Source organism: Stappia sp. 28M-7, from assembly GCF_014252955.1.
In the GTDB taxonomy this organism is placed as follows: domain Bacteria; phylum Pseudomonadota; class Alphaproteobacteria; order Rhizobiales; family Stappiaceae; genus Stappia.
In genome coordinates this window covers 202171-217284 of the sequence record NZ_JACMIA010000001.1, presented here as the reverse complement: position 1 = coordinate 217284, position 15114 = coordinate 202171, and the positions used below count along the sequence as shown (strand labels likewise).

The following is a 15114-nucleotide window of genomic DNA, read 5'->3' as shown; positions in this document are numbered from 1 at the left end:
CGGCCGCTGTCCGGCCCCTGCGCGGGGTATAGCAGGTTGACCGGCTTGCGCAACGGCGCAGCCCACCGGAATGTCGGCGCAAGCCCGAAGCCGCGCGCGCGGCATCCGCAGGACACGGCACCCATTGCTCCCATCCACAATCGAGGCGGATTTTTCACATTTTCTCAATTGTATGGTGATCTCTTGCATGTGTCTGGCCAATCAGACAGACTTCTGGAAATGGCTGCCGCAGCGGAATGCTACCGTGAGAAGAATGCGACTGCTCTTTCCATTTCTTTTCCTGCTTTTCTTGGCAATGCTCCCGCCAGGCATCGCCAGATCAGAGTTCGGCCGCACCTCTCTTGCCGAATTCTGGGAACTTCCTGATTTTTTTAAGGAATTTCCCCTACAGCGCGAACTGAGCGCGGAGTTCACCCAACGCGTGCAGGGCGGCGCGGTTCCCGTTGAAGCGCCCTCGCTGCCCCCAGCGCGCATTGCCGTCATCTATCCAGCCATGCAGGTCTCGGACTACTGGCGACGAAGCATCGTGGCGCTGGAACGCCGACTGGATGAACTCGGCATCCGCTACGAGGTGACGTCCCAGTTCACGCTTCCCGGTCAGGAAGTCCGCGAACAGACCCAGCAGCTTGCAGAGGTGCTGAAGTCCGACCCCGACTACCTGATCTTCACGCTGGACGTCCTGCGCCACAAGGTGCTCGTGGAGCGTCTCATTGCGCGCGGCCGGCCGAAGATCATCCTCCAGAACATCACGACGCCCGTGCGCGACTGGGGCCGGGACCAGCCGTTCTTCTATGTCGGCTTCGATCACGCCACCGGCGCACGCCTGATCGCCGAGCATGTTCTGGAAACCCGGCCTCAGCCGGAAACCTTTGCCATCTTCTACGGGCTGAAAGGCTATGTCAGCCGTGCCCGCGGCGAGCCGTTCCGGCTTGCCATGGCAGAGCGCTCCGAGAAGCGGCTCGTCGCCTCCTACTATGTCGGCTTCAACCGCGAGAAAGCACGCGCATCGGCGACCGAGTTGTTGAAAAGATACCCGAATCTCGGTTTCATCTACTCCTGCTCGACCGATATCGCCCTTGGTGTCGCCGATGCGATAGAAGCCGCCGGCCTGACCGGAAAGGTTGCCACCAACGGGTGGGGCGGCGGCAGTGCGGAACTTGATTACCTGATCGAGGGGCGCCTCGAGGCGACGGTCATGCGCATCAACGACGACAACGGCGTTGCGATGGCCGAGGCGATCTCGCTCGATCTCCAGGACCGCGAGGACGAGATCCCTCTCGTCTTCTCCGGCTCTTTCGCCCTCGTATCCTCGGATGACGCAATGCCGCGAATCGAAGAGCTGAAACGGAGGGCGTTCCGCTACTCACAATGACACGCAGGGCCGACTTCCGCTTCAATCGCTTCGTGCTCGGCCTGTTTGCAGTCGCGCTCCTGACGACGTCGGCCGTGCTTTTCGCGATCAGCTATGTCAGCAGCCTGACCATCGCAGACAAGGAACTGAAACGCTTCGCCCGCAAGGAGGCGACGCTCGCCCGCCTCGTCTTCGATCAGACATTCAGCCGGCTCGACACCTATCTGCGCGCGCTGTCGGAAAATGCCGCACTCAGGCGCGCCGTCAGGGCGCGAGACGAACGGCTGGTGCTGCAGATCCTCTCCGAGGGCGTCCGCCAGCCGATCGGAGCGCAATTCGAGTTGCTCAGGATCGACCTGCCCGACGCCCCGGACTGGGTGGATGCCAGCGCCTCGCTCTACGACCTCGACCAGATCCTGACAGCGCACCTGCGGTCGCGCATGCCGGGCGGCCAATGGCATCTGTTTACCGGCGGCGACGCCACCAGTGCCCAAAGCGCCCCGGTGCTGCTTGGCGCCCTCTCCATTCCGCTCGTGGACGACAATGACGGCCGAGTGCTCGGTCAGTTGACCGGCGGATATGTCTTCAACGACAGCAAGTACCTGCTGGACGATCTGGCCAAGGCACTCGACACGGACAGTCTTGCGCTGTTTCTCGACGATCGGGTGATCTCGGCCAGCGGCGATCTGCGAGACGCGATCCGCAGCGACACAGCGGTTGTGAAGCAGCTCGGCAGTCTCGGAGAACTCGACCATGCGCTGGCGAACGACCGGCTGCTGATCCGCTCCCTTCTGGAGCAGGCACCGGCCAGCCGGCCGCTATACCTTGTCAGCGATCGGCCGGGCGAGACCATCGAGAATATCGATGCGACCTACCAGACCCTGTTCACGCCGTTCCTGCTCTATGGGCTGGCGGGCGCCCTGCTCGGGGCCTATGTGCTGCACAGATTCACCAGCCCGGCGCTGGAGCGGCTCGTCAAATATGCCGCCCGGATCCGACAGGACACGTCCGACCTGACCTACCGGCCCGGCAAGATCCGCGAGTTCAATGCCCTCGGCGTCGCATTGCAGGAGGCGTTTCGCGACCTCAAGGAGTCGGATGCGCAGTTCCGGGCACTCATCGACGAGTCCCTGCAGGGCGTGTGCATCCATTCCAACCAGCGGGTTCTCTACATCAATGACGCGCTGCTGCGGCTGCTCGGCCGCGAGAGTGAAGACCGGCACAAGGTGATCGGCCTGTCGGTGCTGGACCTGTTCGCGCCAGAAGAACACGAGCGGCTGAAGTCCTATGCCAGGGCCCGCGAGTCGGGCGCGAGCGCACCCGAGGTCTACGAGGCGCGCGCGCTGTCGCAAACGGGAGACCGGGTCTGGGTGGAGCTGCACCTGCGCCAGACCCGCTGGAACGGCGCCAGCGCCTATCACGTCACGGTGTCGGATATTTCAGAGCGCAAGCGCCAGGAAGAGTTGATCGTCCGCCAGGCCAATTTCGACGGGCTGACCGGCCTCCCGAACCGCACCTTGTTCCGTGACCGACTGGTGCAGGCGATGTCCCGCGCCCAGTGGGACGGCAACATCGTCGCGCTGCTGTTCCTCGACCTCGACCGGTTCAAGAACATCAACGACAGCCTCGGGCACAGTGTCGGCGACCAGTTGATCCAGGAGACAGCCAAACGCATCGGCGCGGTGCTGGACGACCATGACACGGTCGCGCGCCTGGGCGGCGACGAATTCGCCGTCATTCTCAGCAATGTCCGCAGTGTGATGGACGTCGAGATGAAAGCGGCCCGCTTGCTCGCCCATCTGGCGCGCCCGCTGACCGTCGGCGACGACGTCGAGGTGTTTGCCACCGCCAGCATCGGCATCACCGTGTTTCCCAGCGACGGGCGCGACGACGAATTGCTGCTGCGTCAGGCCGATACGGCGATGTATCACGCCAAGGCCGACGGCGGTAACAAGCTGCGCTTCTTCTCCGCCCACATGAACGAGCAGGTGGCACGGGCGCTGGACACGGAAAGCGCCCTGCGCAAGGCGCTGGAACGGCGCCAGTTCACGTTGAACTATCAGCCGGTGATCGACATCGCTCACAACCGGATCGCAGGTTGCGAGGCCCTGGTCCGCTGGACCGACCCCGAACGCGGGCCGATCTCTCCGGCGGAATTCATTCCCATCGCCGAGACCACGGGACTGATTGTCCAGCTCGGGGCGTTCGTGCTGGAGGAAGCCTGCCTGTTCTACCAGAACTGCGCCGAACAGGGCTTGGACCTGCCCGGCATCAGCGTCAACGTCTCGCCGCGCCAGTGCCGGGACGAGAAATTCGTCGAGCTCGTCCATGGAACGCTCGAGCGCACCGGCATGCCGGCGGAGCGCCTGCATCTGGAGATCACCGAAAGCGTCATGTTCGACGAGACCGGCAGCGACCCGGTGGAGACGCTCAACGCGATCCGCCGGCTTGGCATAGGCCTGTCGCTGGATGACTTCGGTACCGGTTTTTCGTCGCTGAGCAACCTGAAGCGGTTCCCGATCGACGTCCTGAAGATCGACCGTTCGTTCATCCGCGATCTGGAGACCGACCGGGACGACCGCGCGCTGGTCGAGGCGATCGTGGCGATGGCTGGCAGCCTGGGGATCACCGTCGTTGCGGAAGGCGTGGAGACCGAGGGCCAGTGCACGCTGCTGGGCCGGCTCGGCTGCACCCGCATCCAGGGTTTCCATCTCGGCCGGCCGATGCCCGACGACCGCTTCCGCGAGTATCTCGAGGCCTATGACGGATCGTCCCGGCCGCGCAAGACCGGCACGGCCTGACACCGGTTCTTCGCCGCGCACACCTCCTCTTCCCCTTGGTCAAACGAAAACGGGCCGGAATGATCCGGCCCGTTTCCTCATGTCTTGCAGTCGAAGGCTTTCGCCGGAAGGCCTCAGGCCTCCGCAGCGATCTCCTTGCCGGTCTCCTGGTCGACGACCTTCATCGACAGGCGAACCTTGCCGCGCTCGTCGAAGCCCATCAGCTTCACCCAGACCTTGTCGCCTTCCTTGACCACGTCGGTGGTCTTGGCAACCTTCTGCGGAGCCAGCTGCGAGATGTGGACGAGACCGTCCTTCGCACCGAAGAAGTTGACGAAAGCACCGAAGTCCACGGTCTTGACGACGCGGCCCTCGTAGATCACGCCCACTTCCGGCTCGGCAGCGATGGAGTTGATCCAGTTGATCGCAGCCTTGATCGCCTTGCCGTCGGAGGAGGCGACCTTGACGGTGCCGTCGTCCTCGATGTTGACCTTGGCGCCGGTCTTCTCGACGATCTCACGGATGACCTTGCCGCCGGAGCCGATGACTTCGCGGATCTTGTCGACCGGGATCTTCAGGACCTCGATGCGCGGGGCATGCTCGCCGAGCTCGGCGCGCGCCTCGGACAGGGCCTGAGACATCTCGCCGAGGATGTGGATACGGCCGTCGCGCGCCTGGTCGAGCGCGACACGCATGATCTCCTCGGTGATGCCATCGATCTTGATGTCCATCTGCAGCGAGGTCACGCCATTGGCGGTACCGGCCACCTTGAAGTCCATGTCGCCGAGGTGATCCTCGTCGCCGAGAATGTCGGAGAGCACCGCGAAACGGTCGCCTTCCTTGATCAGGCCCATGGCGATACCGGCCACCGGCGCCTTGAGCGGCACACCGGCATCCATCAGCGCCAGCGAGGTGCCGCAAACGGTCGCCATCGACGAGGAGCCGTTGGACTCGGTGATCTCGGACACGACACGCAGCGTGTACGGGAACTCGTGATGCGCCGGCAGGAGCGGATGAACCGCGCGCCAAGCGAGCTTGCCGTGGCCGATCTCGCGGCGGCCGGGCGAACCCATGCGGCCGGTCTCGCCGACCGAGTAGGGCGGGAAGTTGTAGTGCAGCATGAAGGTGGACTTGTAGGTCCCCTCCAGCGCGTCGACGAACTGTTCGTCCTCGTTGGTGCCGAGCGTCGCGACCACGAGCGCCTGGGTCTCACCACGGGTGAACAGGGCCGAACCGTGGGTGCGCGGCAGGATGCCGGCCTCGGAGACGATCGGACGGACCGTCTTCAGGTCGCGGCCGTCGATGCGCTCGCCCTTGTCGAGGATGGCGCCGCGGACGATCTCCGCCTCCAGCTCCTTGAACAGGCCGCCGACGACGACCTTGTCGATGCCGGCGTCACCGGCCTCGGCCGCCAGCGTCTCGATCGTCTTGGCCTTGGCGGCGTCGATGGCGTTGCGGCGTTCGGTCTTCTCGCGGATGGCATAGGCGGCCGTCAGGTCGCCGGCAGCCAGCTCCTTGATCCGACCGGCAAGCGCGGAGTGATCCGGCAGGTTGAGCGCACGCGGCTCGCGGGCCGCGGTCTCGGCCAGCTTGATGATCGCCTCGATCACCGGCTGGAAGCCCTTGAAGCCGAACATCACGGCGCCGAGCATGAGGTCTTCGCTCAGCTCCTTGGCCTCGGATTCGACCATCAGCACGGCTTCGCCCGTGCCGGCCACGATCAGGTCGAGAGCCGATTCCGACATGTCGTCGACCGCCGGGTTGAGAACGTACTCGCCGTTGATGTAGCCGACGCGAGCGCCGCCGATCGGGCCCATGAACGGCACGCCGGAGATGGTCAGCGCCGCGGAGGCGGCAACCATGCCGACGATGTCCGGGGCGTTCTCCATGTCGTGCGACAGGACTGTGATGATCACCTGGGTATCGCACTTGAAGCCGTCGACGAAGAGCGGGCGGATCGGGCGGTCGATCAGGCGCGAGGTCAGCGTCTCGTGCTCGGACGGACGACCCTCACGCTTGAAGTAGCCGCCCGGGATCTTGCCGGCCGCGAAGGCCTTTTCCTGGTAGTTCACGGTCAGCGGGAAGAAGTCCTGGCCCGGCTTCGGCTCACGGGCCGAAACGATGGTGGCCAGCACCTTGGTCTCGCCATAGGTGGCGAGCACGGCGCCGTCGGCCTGGCGGGCGACCTTGCCCGTCTCCAGCACCAGCGGACGACCGCCCCAATCGACTTCCACGCGATGAATATCGAACATGTTGTTATCCTATTTCGGTCTCCCGGCCCGCATCAGACACGCGGCCCGGGTTGCTCCCATGGGCAGGCGCAGGCGGCATTGTGCCATCTGCGCCATGAAGTGACGCGCCATGGGCAAGACAGCAGGTGGCTCGTTCCCGCCCGGCATGCAGCCGTTGTGTTCAAGCCACCTGCTATCCTGCCCCATGACCGTCTTTCGCCGCCATTCGGGCGGCAGATGCGCAAACGCGGCGCCCTTGCGGACGCCGCGTTGCCCGTGCCGGTTAGCGGCGCAGGCCGAGGCGCTTGATCAGGTCCTGATAGCGGCCTTCTTCGGTCTTCTTCAGGTAGTCGAGAAGAGACCGGCGCTGGCTCACCATCTTCAGAAGGCCGCGGCGGGAATGGTTGTCCTTGCCATGGCTCTTGAAGTGTTCGGTCAGGTTGGCGATCCGCTCGGAGAGAATGGCGACCTGCACATCGGCAGAGCCCGTATCACCTTCCTTGATCGCGTATTCCTTGATCAGTTCCGCCTTGCGTTCAGCGGTAATCGACATCGGTCATGTCCTTTCAACGATAATCGCCCCGGACGTGTCCGGAGCGAGATTGAAGACGCGCCGCGGCAAGAGTTCCCCGCGTTCGATCTCGCCGATCGCCACCAGTTCTCCCTGAGTGGTCACTGACACGAGGCCCGAAAACGCCGGGGCATCCCGCCCGCGCAGCAAAACGCCCTGCCCCCTTCGGAGGCGGGCGGCATCCTGCCGGCTGACGGCCAGCGCCGGGATGTCGTCCAGCGCGGTCTCTACAGGCAGAATGAAGTCGGCATGGGCCTCGGTCAGGCCCGTGCCGGGCGCACATTGCCCCAACTCCTCAAGAGTTTCCAGCGGAATCATGTCCTCCTCGTCGAAAGGACCGACGACAAGGCGCCGCAAGGCGGCAACATGACCGCATGTACCGAGCCGCTCAGCGATGTCGCGGGCGAGCGCGCGCACATAGGTGCCCTTGCCGCATTCCGCCTCGAAGACCGCGTGGTCACGGTCGGGGCATTCCACCAGATCGAGCCGGTGGACATCGATTTCGCGCGCGGCAAGCTCGACCTCGTCGCCGCCGCGGGCAAGGTCATAGGCGCGCGCGCCGTCCACCTTGATGGCGGAGTATTTCGGCGGGACCTGGCTGATCGTCCCGGTAAAGGCCGGCAGCACGGCCGCGATCTCGCCCGCATCGGGGCGCCCGTCGCTGGTGGCGATGACCGCGCCTTCCGTATCGTCGGTCTCCGTCGCCTCGCCCCAGCGCACCGTGAAACGGTAGACCTTGCGCCCGTCCATCGCGAAGGACACGGTCTTGGTCGCCTCGCCGAAAGCCACCGGCAACAGGCCGGAGGCCAGGGGGTCGAGCGTGCCGGCATGACCGACCTTTTCGGGATGGAAGATCTTCTTCAACCGCGTCAACGCATCGTTGGAGGTGATCCCGACGGGCTTGTCGAGCACCAGCCAACCGTCGATGCGGTTGCGGTTCGCTTTCCTGCGGCGTCCCATGCCCCTAGCGTCCACCCCCATCAGGGGTGTCGTCAGTACGGTCGCCGTCCTCGTCCGCGTCTTCCTCCGACAGGTCTCGGCGCACGTCGTCACGGGACAGAAGGGCGGTGATCCGGTCGTCGTCGTCGAAACGAGTGTCGAGAACGAAGCGCAGATCGGGAAGGAATTTCATGGTCATCCGGCGCGCAAGCTCGCGGCGGATCGTGCGGGCGCTGCGATTGAGCGCCTCGACCACCCGGTCGGCATCGCGCCCGCCAAGCGGCATCACCAGGCAACTGGCGAGACGCAGGTCCGGCGTCATGCGCACTTCCGGCACGGAGATGATCGTTCCGTCGAGTACCGGATCGGCCAGCGTGCCGCGCGCCAGGATGTCGGAGACTTCCTTGCGCACAAGCTCACCGACGCGCAGCTGCCGCTGCGACGGCATACCGACGGGATGTCTGTTGTTCGGGGCCATGGGACAGGTCCACATCTTGCCGGATCACACGGGATGCCGGACGGCGGTTTCCCGGCGCGCCCGGCCCCCTTTATCCGGGCCAAACGGCAAACGCCGGCGGGACAGTCCCGCCGGCGCGTAAACGGTGCGGCCGCTCCCGTCAGAGGGTACGGGCCACTTCCTCGACCCGGTAACACTCGATGATGTCGCCCGGGCGCATGTCCTGGTAGTTCTCGAAGTTCATGCCGCATTCCTGGCCGGCATTCACTTCCTTCACTTCGTCCTTGAAGCGCTTCAGCGTACCGAGCTTGCCTTCGTGGATCACGACGTTGTCGCGGATCAGGCGGACCTGGGCGCCGCGCTCGACGATGCCCTCGGTCACGCGGCAACCGGCCACCTTGCCGACCTTGGTGATGTTGAAGATCTCGAGGATCTCCGCATTGCCAAGGAAGGTCTCGCGGCGCTCCGGCGACAGCAGGCCCGACATTGCCGCCTTAACGTCATCCACCAGGTTGTAGATGATGTTGTAGTAGCGGATCTCGATGCCCTCGCGCTCGGCCGCATCGCGCGCCTGCTTGTTGGCACGGACGTTGAAGCCGATGATCGGCGCGCTGGAGGCAGTCGCCAGCGTCACGTCGCTTTCGGTGATGCCGCCGACGCCTGCATGCAGAATGCGCGCCTTGACCTCGTCGGTGCCCAGCTGATCCAGCGCACCGGCAATGGCCTCGACCGAGCCCTGCACGTCGCCCTTGATGACCAGCGGGAACTCCTTGTGGCCGCTCTGCTGCAGACGGTTCATCATCTGCTCGAGCGAACCACGGGCACCGCTGGCCAGGACCGACGCCTTGTCGCGCTTCTGGCGCTGGCGGTAGTCGACGATCTCACGGGCACGCGCCTCGTTCTCGACGACGGCGACCATGTCGCCGGCAGCGGGAGTGCCGTTGAAGCCGAGGACCTCGACCGGCTTGGAGGGCGGAGCCTCCTTCACCTGCTGGCCATTCTCGTCGAGCATGGCGCGCACGCGGCCCCACTCGGATCCGGCCACCAGGATGTCGCCCACCTTGAGCGTCCCCTTCTGGACAAGCACGGTCGCGACCGGGCCACGGCCCTTGTCGAGCTGCGCCTCGATGACGATGCCTTCGGCGGTGCGGCTCGGGTTGGCCTTGAGCTCCAGAACCTCGGACTGCAGCAGGATCATCTCGAGCAGCTTGTCGAGATTGAGCTGCTTCAGCGCCGAAACCTCGACGTCGATCACGTCGCCGCCCATCGACTCCACCACGATATCCTCGCGAAGAAGGTCGGTGCGCACGCGGCTCGGATCGGCCGACGGCTTGTCGATCTTGTTGATCGCCACGATGATCGGGACGCCCGCCGCTTTCGCATGGGCGATGGCTTCCTTCGTCTGCGGCATGACGCCGTCATCGGCAGCCACCACCAGGATGACGATATCCGTGGCCTTGGCGCCGCGGGCACGCATCTGGGTAAAGGCGGCGTGGCCCGGCGTGTCGATGAAGGTGATCTTGTGACCGCCCTGCTCGACCTGGTAGGCGCCGATATGCTGGGTAATGCCACCGGCCTCGCCCTGCACCACGTTGGAGCGGCGCAGCGCATCGAGCAGCGACGTCTTGCCGTGGTCGACATGGCCCATGATCGTAACGACCGGCGGACGCGACTCGAGCGCATCGTCCGAGTCGGCGGCCGAGAACAAGCCTTCCTCGACGTCGGATTCCGATACGCGCTTGACCGTATGGCCCATCTCGGAGGCAATCAGTTCCGCCGTGTCGGCGTCGATCACGTCGTTGATCTTGAGCATCTGCCCCTGCTTCATCAGCAGCTTGATCACGTCGACGGCACGCTCGGCCATGCGGTTTGCGAGTTCCTGGATGGTGATCGCCTCGGGCAGAACCACCTCGCGGGAGATCTTCTCGCGCACCACCTGCTGGCCGGCCCGACGCTCCTTTTCACGACGGCGACGCAGCGAGGCGAGCGAACGGCTGCGCCCCTCGTCGTCTCCGGTGGCGGAGGAGATGGTCAGCTTCGACCGGCGGCGGTCGTCGGCGCCGGGGGTCTTTGCCGGCGGGCGCGCCGGCGCGACCTTGGCGCGCTTGACAGCCTTCGCGCCGCCCTTGCGGGCGTCGTCGTCCTCTTCGCCGGCACGGCGTGCGGGAGCAGCGGCAGGCGCGGCGGCGGGCTTGCGGGCCGCATCGTCGCGGGCAGCCGGCGCCGGTGCGGAGGCTGCAGGCGCAGCCTCGCCGACTGCGGCAGCGATCGCGTCGGCCGCGTCCGAGGCCGAGACCTTCTCGCGGCCATCGTCGCTCTTCTTGCGCTCGGCCTCCTCGGCGGCGCGGCGGGCAGCCTCTTCGGCCTCCTGCTTGGCGCGCTCCGCCTCCTCGACCTTGCGGCGCTCTTCCTCGATGGCACGCAGGCGCTCTTCTTCCTCACGGCGCTTGCGGTCCTCGGCATCCCGCCGCTGTGCCTCAATGAGAGCCTGCTGACGGGCAGCAGCTTCATCTTCGGTCAGCGTGCGCAGGATGTTGCCGCCGCGCGGACGCTGCGGTGCCGGCTCGGCACGACGCCGCGGGACCTGCTGCGGCTCGATATCGGGTCGACGCTGCTGAGGAGCCGCGGCGCGCGGCGCCTCGACTTCGACCTCAGGCTTGCCGCCTTCGCCCGGCAGGACGACGCGGCGCTTCTTCTTCTCCACCACGACCGCCTTGGTGCGGCCATGGGAGAAGCTCTGACGGACCGTGCCCTGTTCAACGCCGGAGCGTTTCAGGCCCAGTGTCTTGCGCTCCATGCTGATCGTCTTGTCGCCGGGGTTTTTCGTTTCGCTCATATCGCCTTCAGTCCTGGATCACCGCACTGCCCGCACCGTCATTCGCAACCGGATCGTCGAGCGTTCCGGCAACCGGGTCGCTGCTGGAACCGGTACGGAAACGCTCCAGTTCCTCAACCCGGACGAGAGCGTTCTCGCCTGCCCGGCCTGCAAGCAGTGCAGCATGTATCACATTTGACCGACCCAATGCCAAATCCAATTGAGCCGATGTAAAACAGCCGATGATCCGGCAACCGCCGGTATCGGCAAAGCGCGCCCGCGCGATTGCCGCGAGCTTTCTGGCCCCATCGTCGCCGCCATCGCGCGCCTGGACGAGACCAATGACATCCTGCCCGCGCACAGCAGCCTCCACCTTGGAGAAACCGCTGACGATCTCGCCGGCCTTTCGGGCCAGCGACAACGCGTTGAGCGCGGACCGCTCGATGAGGGTATCGACCTGATCTGCCAGGTCACCCTCCACCCGCACGGACCCATCCTTGAGCGCGCGCGAAAACACTTTCTTCTTCTGGGCCTCGGCGACCGACTGGCGGCTCGCCGTGATCCAGACGCCCCGGCCCGGCAGCCTGCGCCGCAGGTCGGGGACGATGATGCCATCCGGGCCCGTCACGAAACGGATCAGATCATCCACCGGACGCACCGCGCGGGTAAGCGCGCAGCTTCGTTCCAATGGCTCGTTTCGTTTCGGCACCCTTATCGCTCCGCCGGTCGTGTCGGCCCCGACCCTGCCAGATCAGGACCCTGCCGGATCAGACCTCGTGCACCACACCGGTCGCAACGATGCCCGTCTCGTTTTCGTCCGCCTCGGCCTCGACCTCGGCAGTCTCTTCATCCGCGGCAAGATCCGCCTCGGTGATCCAGCCCGCCTCGATGCGCGCGGCCATGATCATTTCCTCGGCCTCGGCACGGCTGACATCGAAGCCGGTCAGCGCGCCTTCGTGACGGGTCACCTCGCCGTTGGCGCGCTCTGTCCAGCCGACGAGATCGTCGGTGGCGCAACCCGCCAGGTCCTCGACGGACTTTACGCCGTCCTTGCCGAGCGCGACCAGCATAGCCGTCGTCAGGCCATTAATGTTTCTGAGGTCGTCGGAAACACCAAGTTCGCGGCGCTCCTCGTCGAGCTTCGCCTCGATTTCCTCGAGATATTCGCGGGCACGCGCCTGAATCTCGTCGGCGGTTTCCTCGTCGAAGCCCTCGATCGTGGCAACCTCTTCGCGCTCGACATACGCCACTTCTTCCACCGAGGCAAATCCTTCGGAGGCGAGAAGCTGACCGACGACCTCGTCGACGTTCAGCGCTTCCATGAAGAGCTGCGTGCGATCAGTGAATTCCTTCTGTCGACGCTCCGACTCGTCATGCTCGGTCATGATGTCGATCGCCCAGCCGGTCAGCTGGGACGCAAGACGCACATTCTGGCCGCGGCGGCCGATGGCCAGCGACAGCTGCTCGTCCGGCACCACCACCTCGATGCGCTCGGCATCCTCGTCGAGGACAACCTTGGCCACCTCGGCCGGCTGCAGCGCATTGACGATGAAGGTCGCGTTATCCGGGTTCCACGGAATGATGTCGATCTTCTCGCCCTGCAGCTCGCCGACGACCGCCTGGACGCGGCTGCCGCGCATGCCGACGCAGGCGCCGACCGGGTCGATGGAGCTGTCCTTGGAGATGACGGCGATCTTGGCGCGCGAGCCCGGATCGCGGGCAACCGCCCTGATCTCGATGACGCCGTCATAGATCTCCGGCACTTCCTGGGCGAAGAGCTTCGCCATGAACTGCGGATGGGTACGCGAGAGAAAAATCTGCGGGCCGCGCTGCTCGCGCCGCACGTCATAGACATACGCACGGATGCGGTCGCCATTGCGGAACAGCTCGCGCGGGATCAGTTCGTCGCGACGCACGATGGCCTCGCCGCGGCCGAGATCGACGATCACGTTGCCGTATTCGACGCGCTTGACCACGCCATTGACGATCTCGCCGATGCGGTCCTTGAACTCGTCGTACTGGCGGTCACGCTCGGCCTCGCGCACCTTCTGCACGATCACCTGCTTGGCCGACTGGGCGGCGATACGGCCGAAGTCCAGCGGCGGCAGCGGCTCGGCGATGTAGTCGCCGATCTGCGCCATCGGATTGCGGCGAAGCGCCTCTTCCTTGTCGATCTCGGTCGAGGAATTCTCGACCTTGTCGACGACCAGCAGCAGGCGCTGCAGCTTGATCTCGCCGGTGCGCGGATTGATCTCGGCACGCACTTCGGTTTCGGAGCCGTAGCGCGAGCGCGCCGCCTTCTGGATCGCATCTTCCATCGCGGCGATCACGATGCCGCGATCGATCGTCTTTTCGCGCGCGACCGCATCCGCGATCTGCAGCAGCTCCAGCCGGTTCGCACTGATTGCCATCTCAGTCCACTCCTCTCGCGCCGGTCTCGCCGGCGCTTCCTGTCATCTGGAAGGGCAAAGCCGCTTCCCTCGGAATTCCGTTTCCTCTCGCCCGCAACAGCGGATCAGTCCTTGTCGGCCCCGTTGGCGGACGCCTTGCGGCGCGCCGCCTTGTCGGCCTTCAGTGCCGCCTCCACGAGATCGTCGGTCAGCACCAGACGAGCTTCGGCGATGTCGGCGAGCGGCAGGCGCACATCCGGCTCACCGTCGTCCGGCAAGTCCTCGAGGCGCAGCACGAGATCGCCGCCCTCGACGGCACGGATCTCGCCGCGGAACCGCTTGCGGCCGTCGCGCGGCACGGCAAGTTCCAGCTTGGCGAGATGTCCGCGCCAGCGCTCGAAATCAACGGCGCGCACCAGCGGCCGGTCGATGCCGGGCGAGGAAATCTCAAGATTGTACTCGCGGTCGATCGGGTCCTCGACATCGAGGACCGGCGTAATCGCGCGGCTCACCGCCTCGCAATCGTCGACGGTCATCGTGCCGTCGGGGCGTTCGGCCATGATCTGCAAGGTCAGTCCGTTGACGCCGGACAGTTTGACACGCACGAGGCGGAAGCCGAGATCGACGATCGCCGGCTCGAGCATGGCCGCGATACGGGCTTCCAGTCCGTTTTCCCGGACGATCCGCGTTTCCTGGTCCTGCAAGTGTGCCTCCCCGTGGGGCCGAAGGGCGTTCGCCAAAACAAAAAGAGCGGGTCCCCGGGAGGACCCACTCTCATACTGCTCATGCGAGCCGCTAGAGAATTTAAGTGACACGACTATACGCGGATAGCGGTCAAACGCAAGAAAATTCGCCCGCCGCCCGGATACGGCCGCCCCGCGCTACAGCTTCCGGAAGTCGAGATAGTGGCCTTTTCGGCCCTCGCGATAGGCCTTCGCCTCGTAGCGCGTGCCCGACCAGGGCTGCCAGGGAACAAGCCAGTCGGAAGCACCTTCCGCCGTCCATTCGAAGGCGGGGTGGGCCAGCAGACGGGCCAGCGTCCAGTCGACATAGGTGTCGATATCGCTGGCGAACCGGTAGAGCGCGCCAGGCTTCAGGACACGCGCCATGCGGTCGAGATTGACCGGGTTGACGAAGCGGCGCTTCCAGTGGCGGCGCTTGGGCCAGGGGTCGGGATAGAGCTGATAGATGCCGTCGAGCGAGGCGTCGGGCAGCCAGTCCAGTAGCTTGATCGCATCGTCGCCATAGACCCGAACGTTGGACAGTTCCTGCGTATCGACCTCGACGACAGCCTTGGCCAGACTGCTGACAAAGGGCTCGACGCCGATGAAGCCGGTGTCCGGCAACCGCTGCGCCTCATGCAGCAGATGCTCGCCGCCGCCGAAGCCGATCTCCATCCAGACCGCATCGACCTTGCCGGAAAACAGCTCGCGCAGGTCCTGCGGCGCAGCTTGCGCCAGATCCGGCTGCAAGCGCTGGAGCGCGGCCTCGAAGGCCTCGCGGCGCTGTGCGCGCAGCGGCTTGCCGACGCGGCGGCCGAAGAAGGAGCCCTTGCTGTGGTCGGTCATGTACGTGCAGGT

The 15114-nt window shown here is 65.4% G+C and carries 11 protein-coding genes; 2 read left to right on the top strand and 9 right to left on the bottom strand.

Annotated features, from left to right (window positions below; genetic code table 11):
• The first annotated feature begins 253 nt into the window (after positions 1-253).
• Entirely contained in the window at positions 254-1372 is a 1119-nt protein-coding gene (locus tag H7H34_RS01010; RefSeq protein WP_185923970.1) for an autoinducer 2-binding periplasmic protein LuxP, read from the top strand.
• Positions 1369-4152, top strand: coding sequence for an EAL domain-containing protein (locus H7H34_RS01005; protein ID WP_185923969.1), 2784 nt, complete (start codon positions 1369-1371; stop codon positions 4150-4152). The genes H7H34_RS01010 and H7H34_RS01005 overlap by 4 nt, the downstream gene beginning before the upstream one ends.
• A gap of 113 nt (positions 4153-4265) precedes the next feature.
• On the opposite strand, the gene pnp is transcribed toward H7H34_RS01005, so the two are convergent.
• The 9 genes from pnp to trmB form a co-directional block, all read right to left on the bottom strand.
• Positions 4266-6383, bottom strand: a complete 2118-nt coding sequence (pnp, locus tag H7H34_RS01000) for a polyribonucleotide nucleotidyltransferase (protein WP_120270552.1) — start codon at positions 6381-6383, stop codon at positions 4266-4268.
• Positions 6384-6645: 262 nt separating this feature from the next.
• Positions 6646-6915: a 30S ribosomal protein S15 gene (gene rpsO, locus H7H34_RS00995; protein ID WP_120270553.1), complete on the bottom strand. Its 270-nt coding sequence runs from the start codon at positions 6913-6915 to the stop codon at positions 6646-6648.
• 3 nt (positions 6916-6918) lie between these two features.
• The gene (gene truB, locus H7H34_RS00990; RefSeq protein ID WP_120270554.1) at positions 6919-7893 is read right to left on the bottom strand and encodes a tRNA pseudouridine(55) synthase TruB; all 975 of its coding nucleotides are present in this window, start codon (positions 7891-7893) and stop codon (positions 6919-6921) included.
• A 4-nt stretch (positions 7894-7897) separates the two neighbouring features.
• Complete coding sequence (gene rbfA / locus H7H34_RS00985) at positions 7898-8350, bottom strand: 30S ribosome-binding factor RbfA (RefSeq protein ID WP_185923968.1); 453 nt, start codon at positions 8348-8350, stop codon at positions 7898-7900.
• A 139-nt stretch (positions 8351-8489) separates the two neighbouring features.
• Positions 8490-11165: a translation initiation factor IF-2 gene (gene infB / locus H7H34_RS00980; RefSeq protein ID WP_185923967.1), complete on the bottom strand. Its 2676-nt coding sequence runs from the start codon at positions 11163-11165 to the stop codon at positions 8490-8492.
• Between the two features lie 7 nt (positions 11166-11172).
• Positions 11173-11853, bottom strand: a complete 681-nt coding sequence (locus H7H34_RS00975) for an RNA-binding protein (protein ID WP_120270557.1) — start codon at positions 11851-11853, stop codon at positions 11173-11175.
• A gap of 58 nt (positions 11854-11911) precedes the next feature.
• Positions 11912-13555 carry a transcription termination factor NusA gene (gene nusA / locus H7H34_RS00970; RefSeq protein WP_120270558.1) on the bottom strand — a complete coding sequence of 548 codons (1644 nt, stop codon included), beginning with the start codon at positions 13553-13555 and terminating at the stop codon, positions 11912-11914.
• Positions 13556-13659: 104 nt separating this feature from the next.
• Entirely contained in the window at positions 13660-14238 is a 579-nt protein-coding gene (gene rimP, locus H7H34_RS00965; protein ID WP_185923966.1) for a ribosome maturation factor RimP, read from the bottom strand.
• 177 nt (positions 14239-14415) lie between these two features.
• Positions 14416-15102 (bottom strand): tRNA (guanine(46)-N(7))-methyltransferase TrmB, encoded by a 687-nt coding sequence (gene trmB, locus H7H34_RS00960; RefSeq protein WP_185923965.1) that lies wholly within the window; start codon positions 15100-15102, stop codon positions 14416-14418.
• Between the last annotated feature and the right edge of the window lie 12 nt (positions 15103-15114).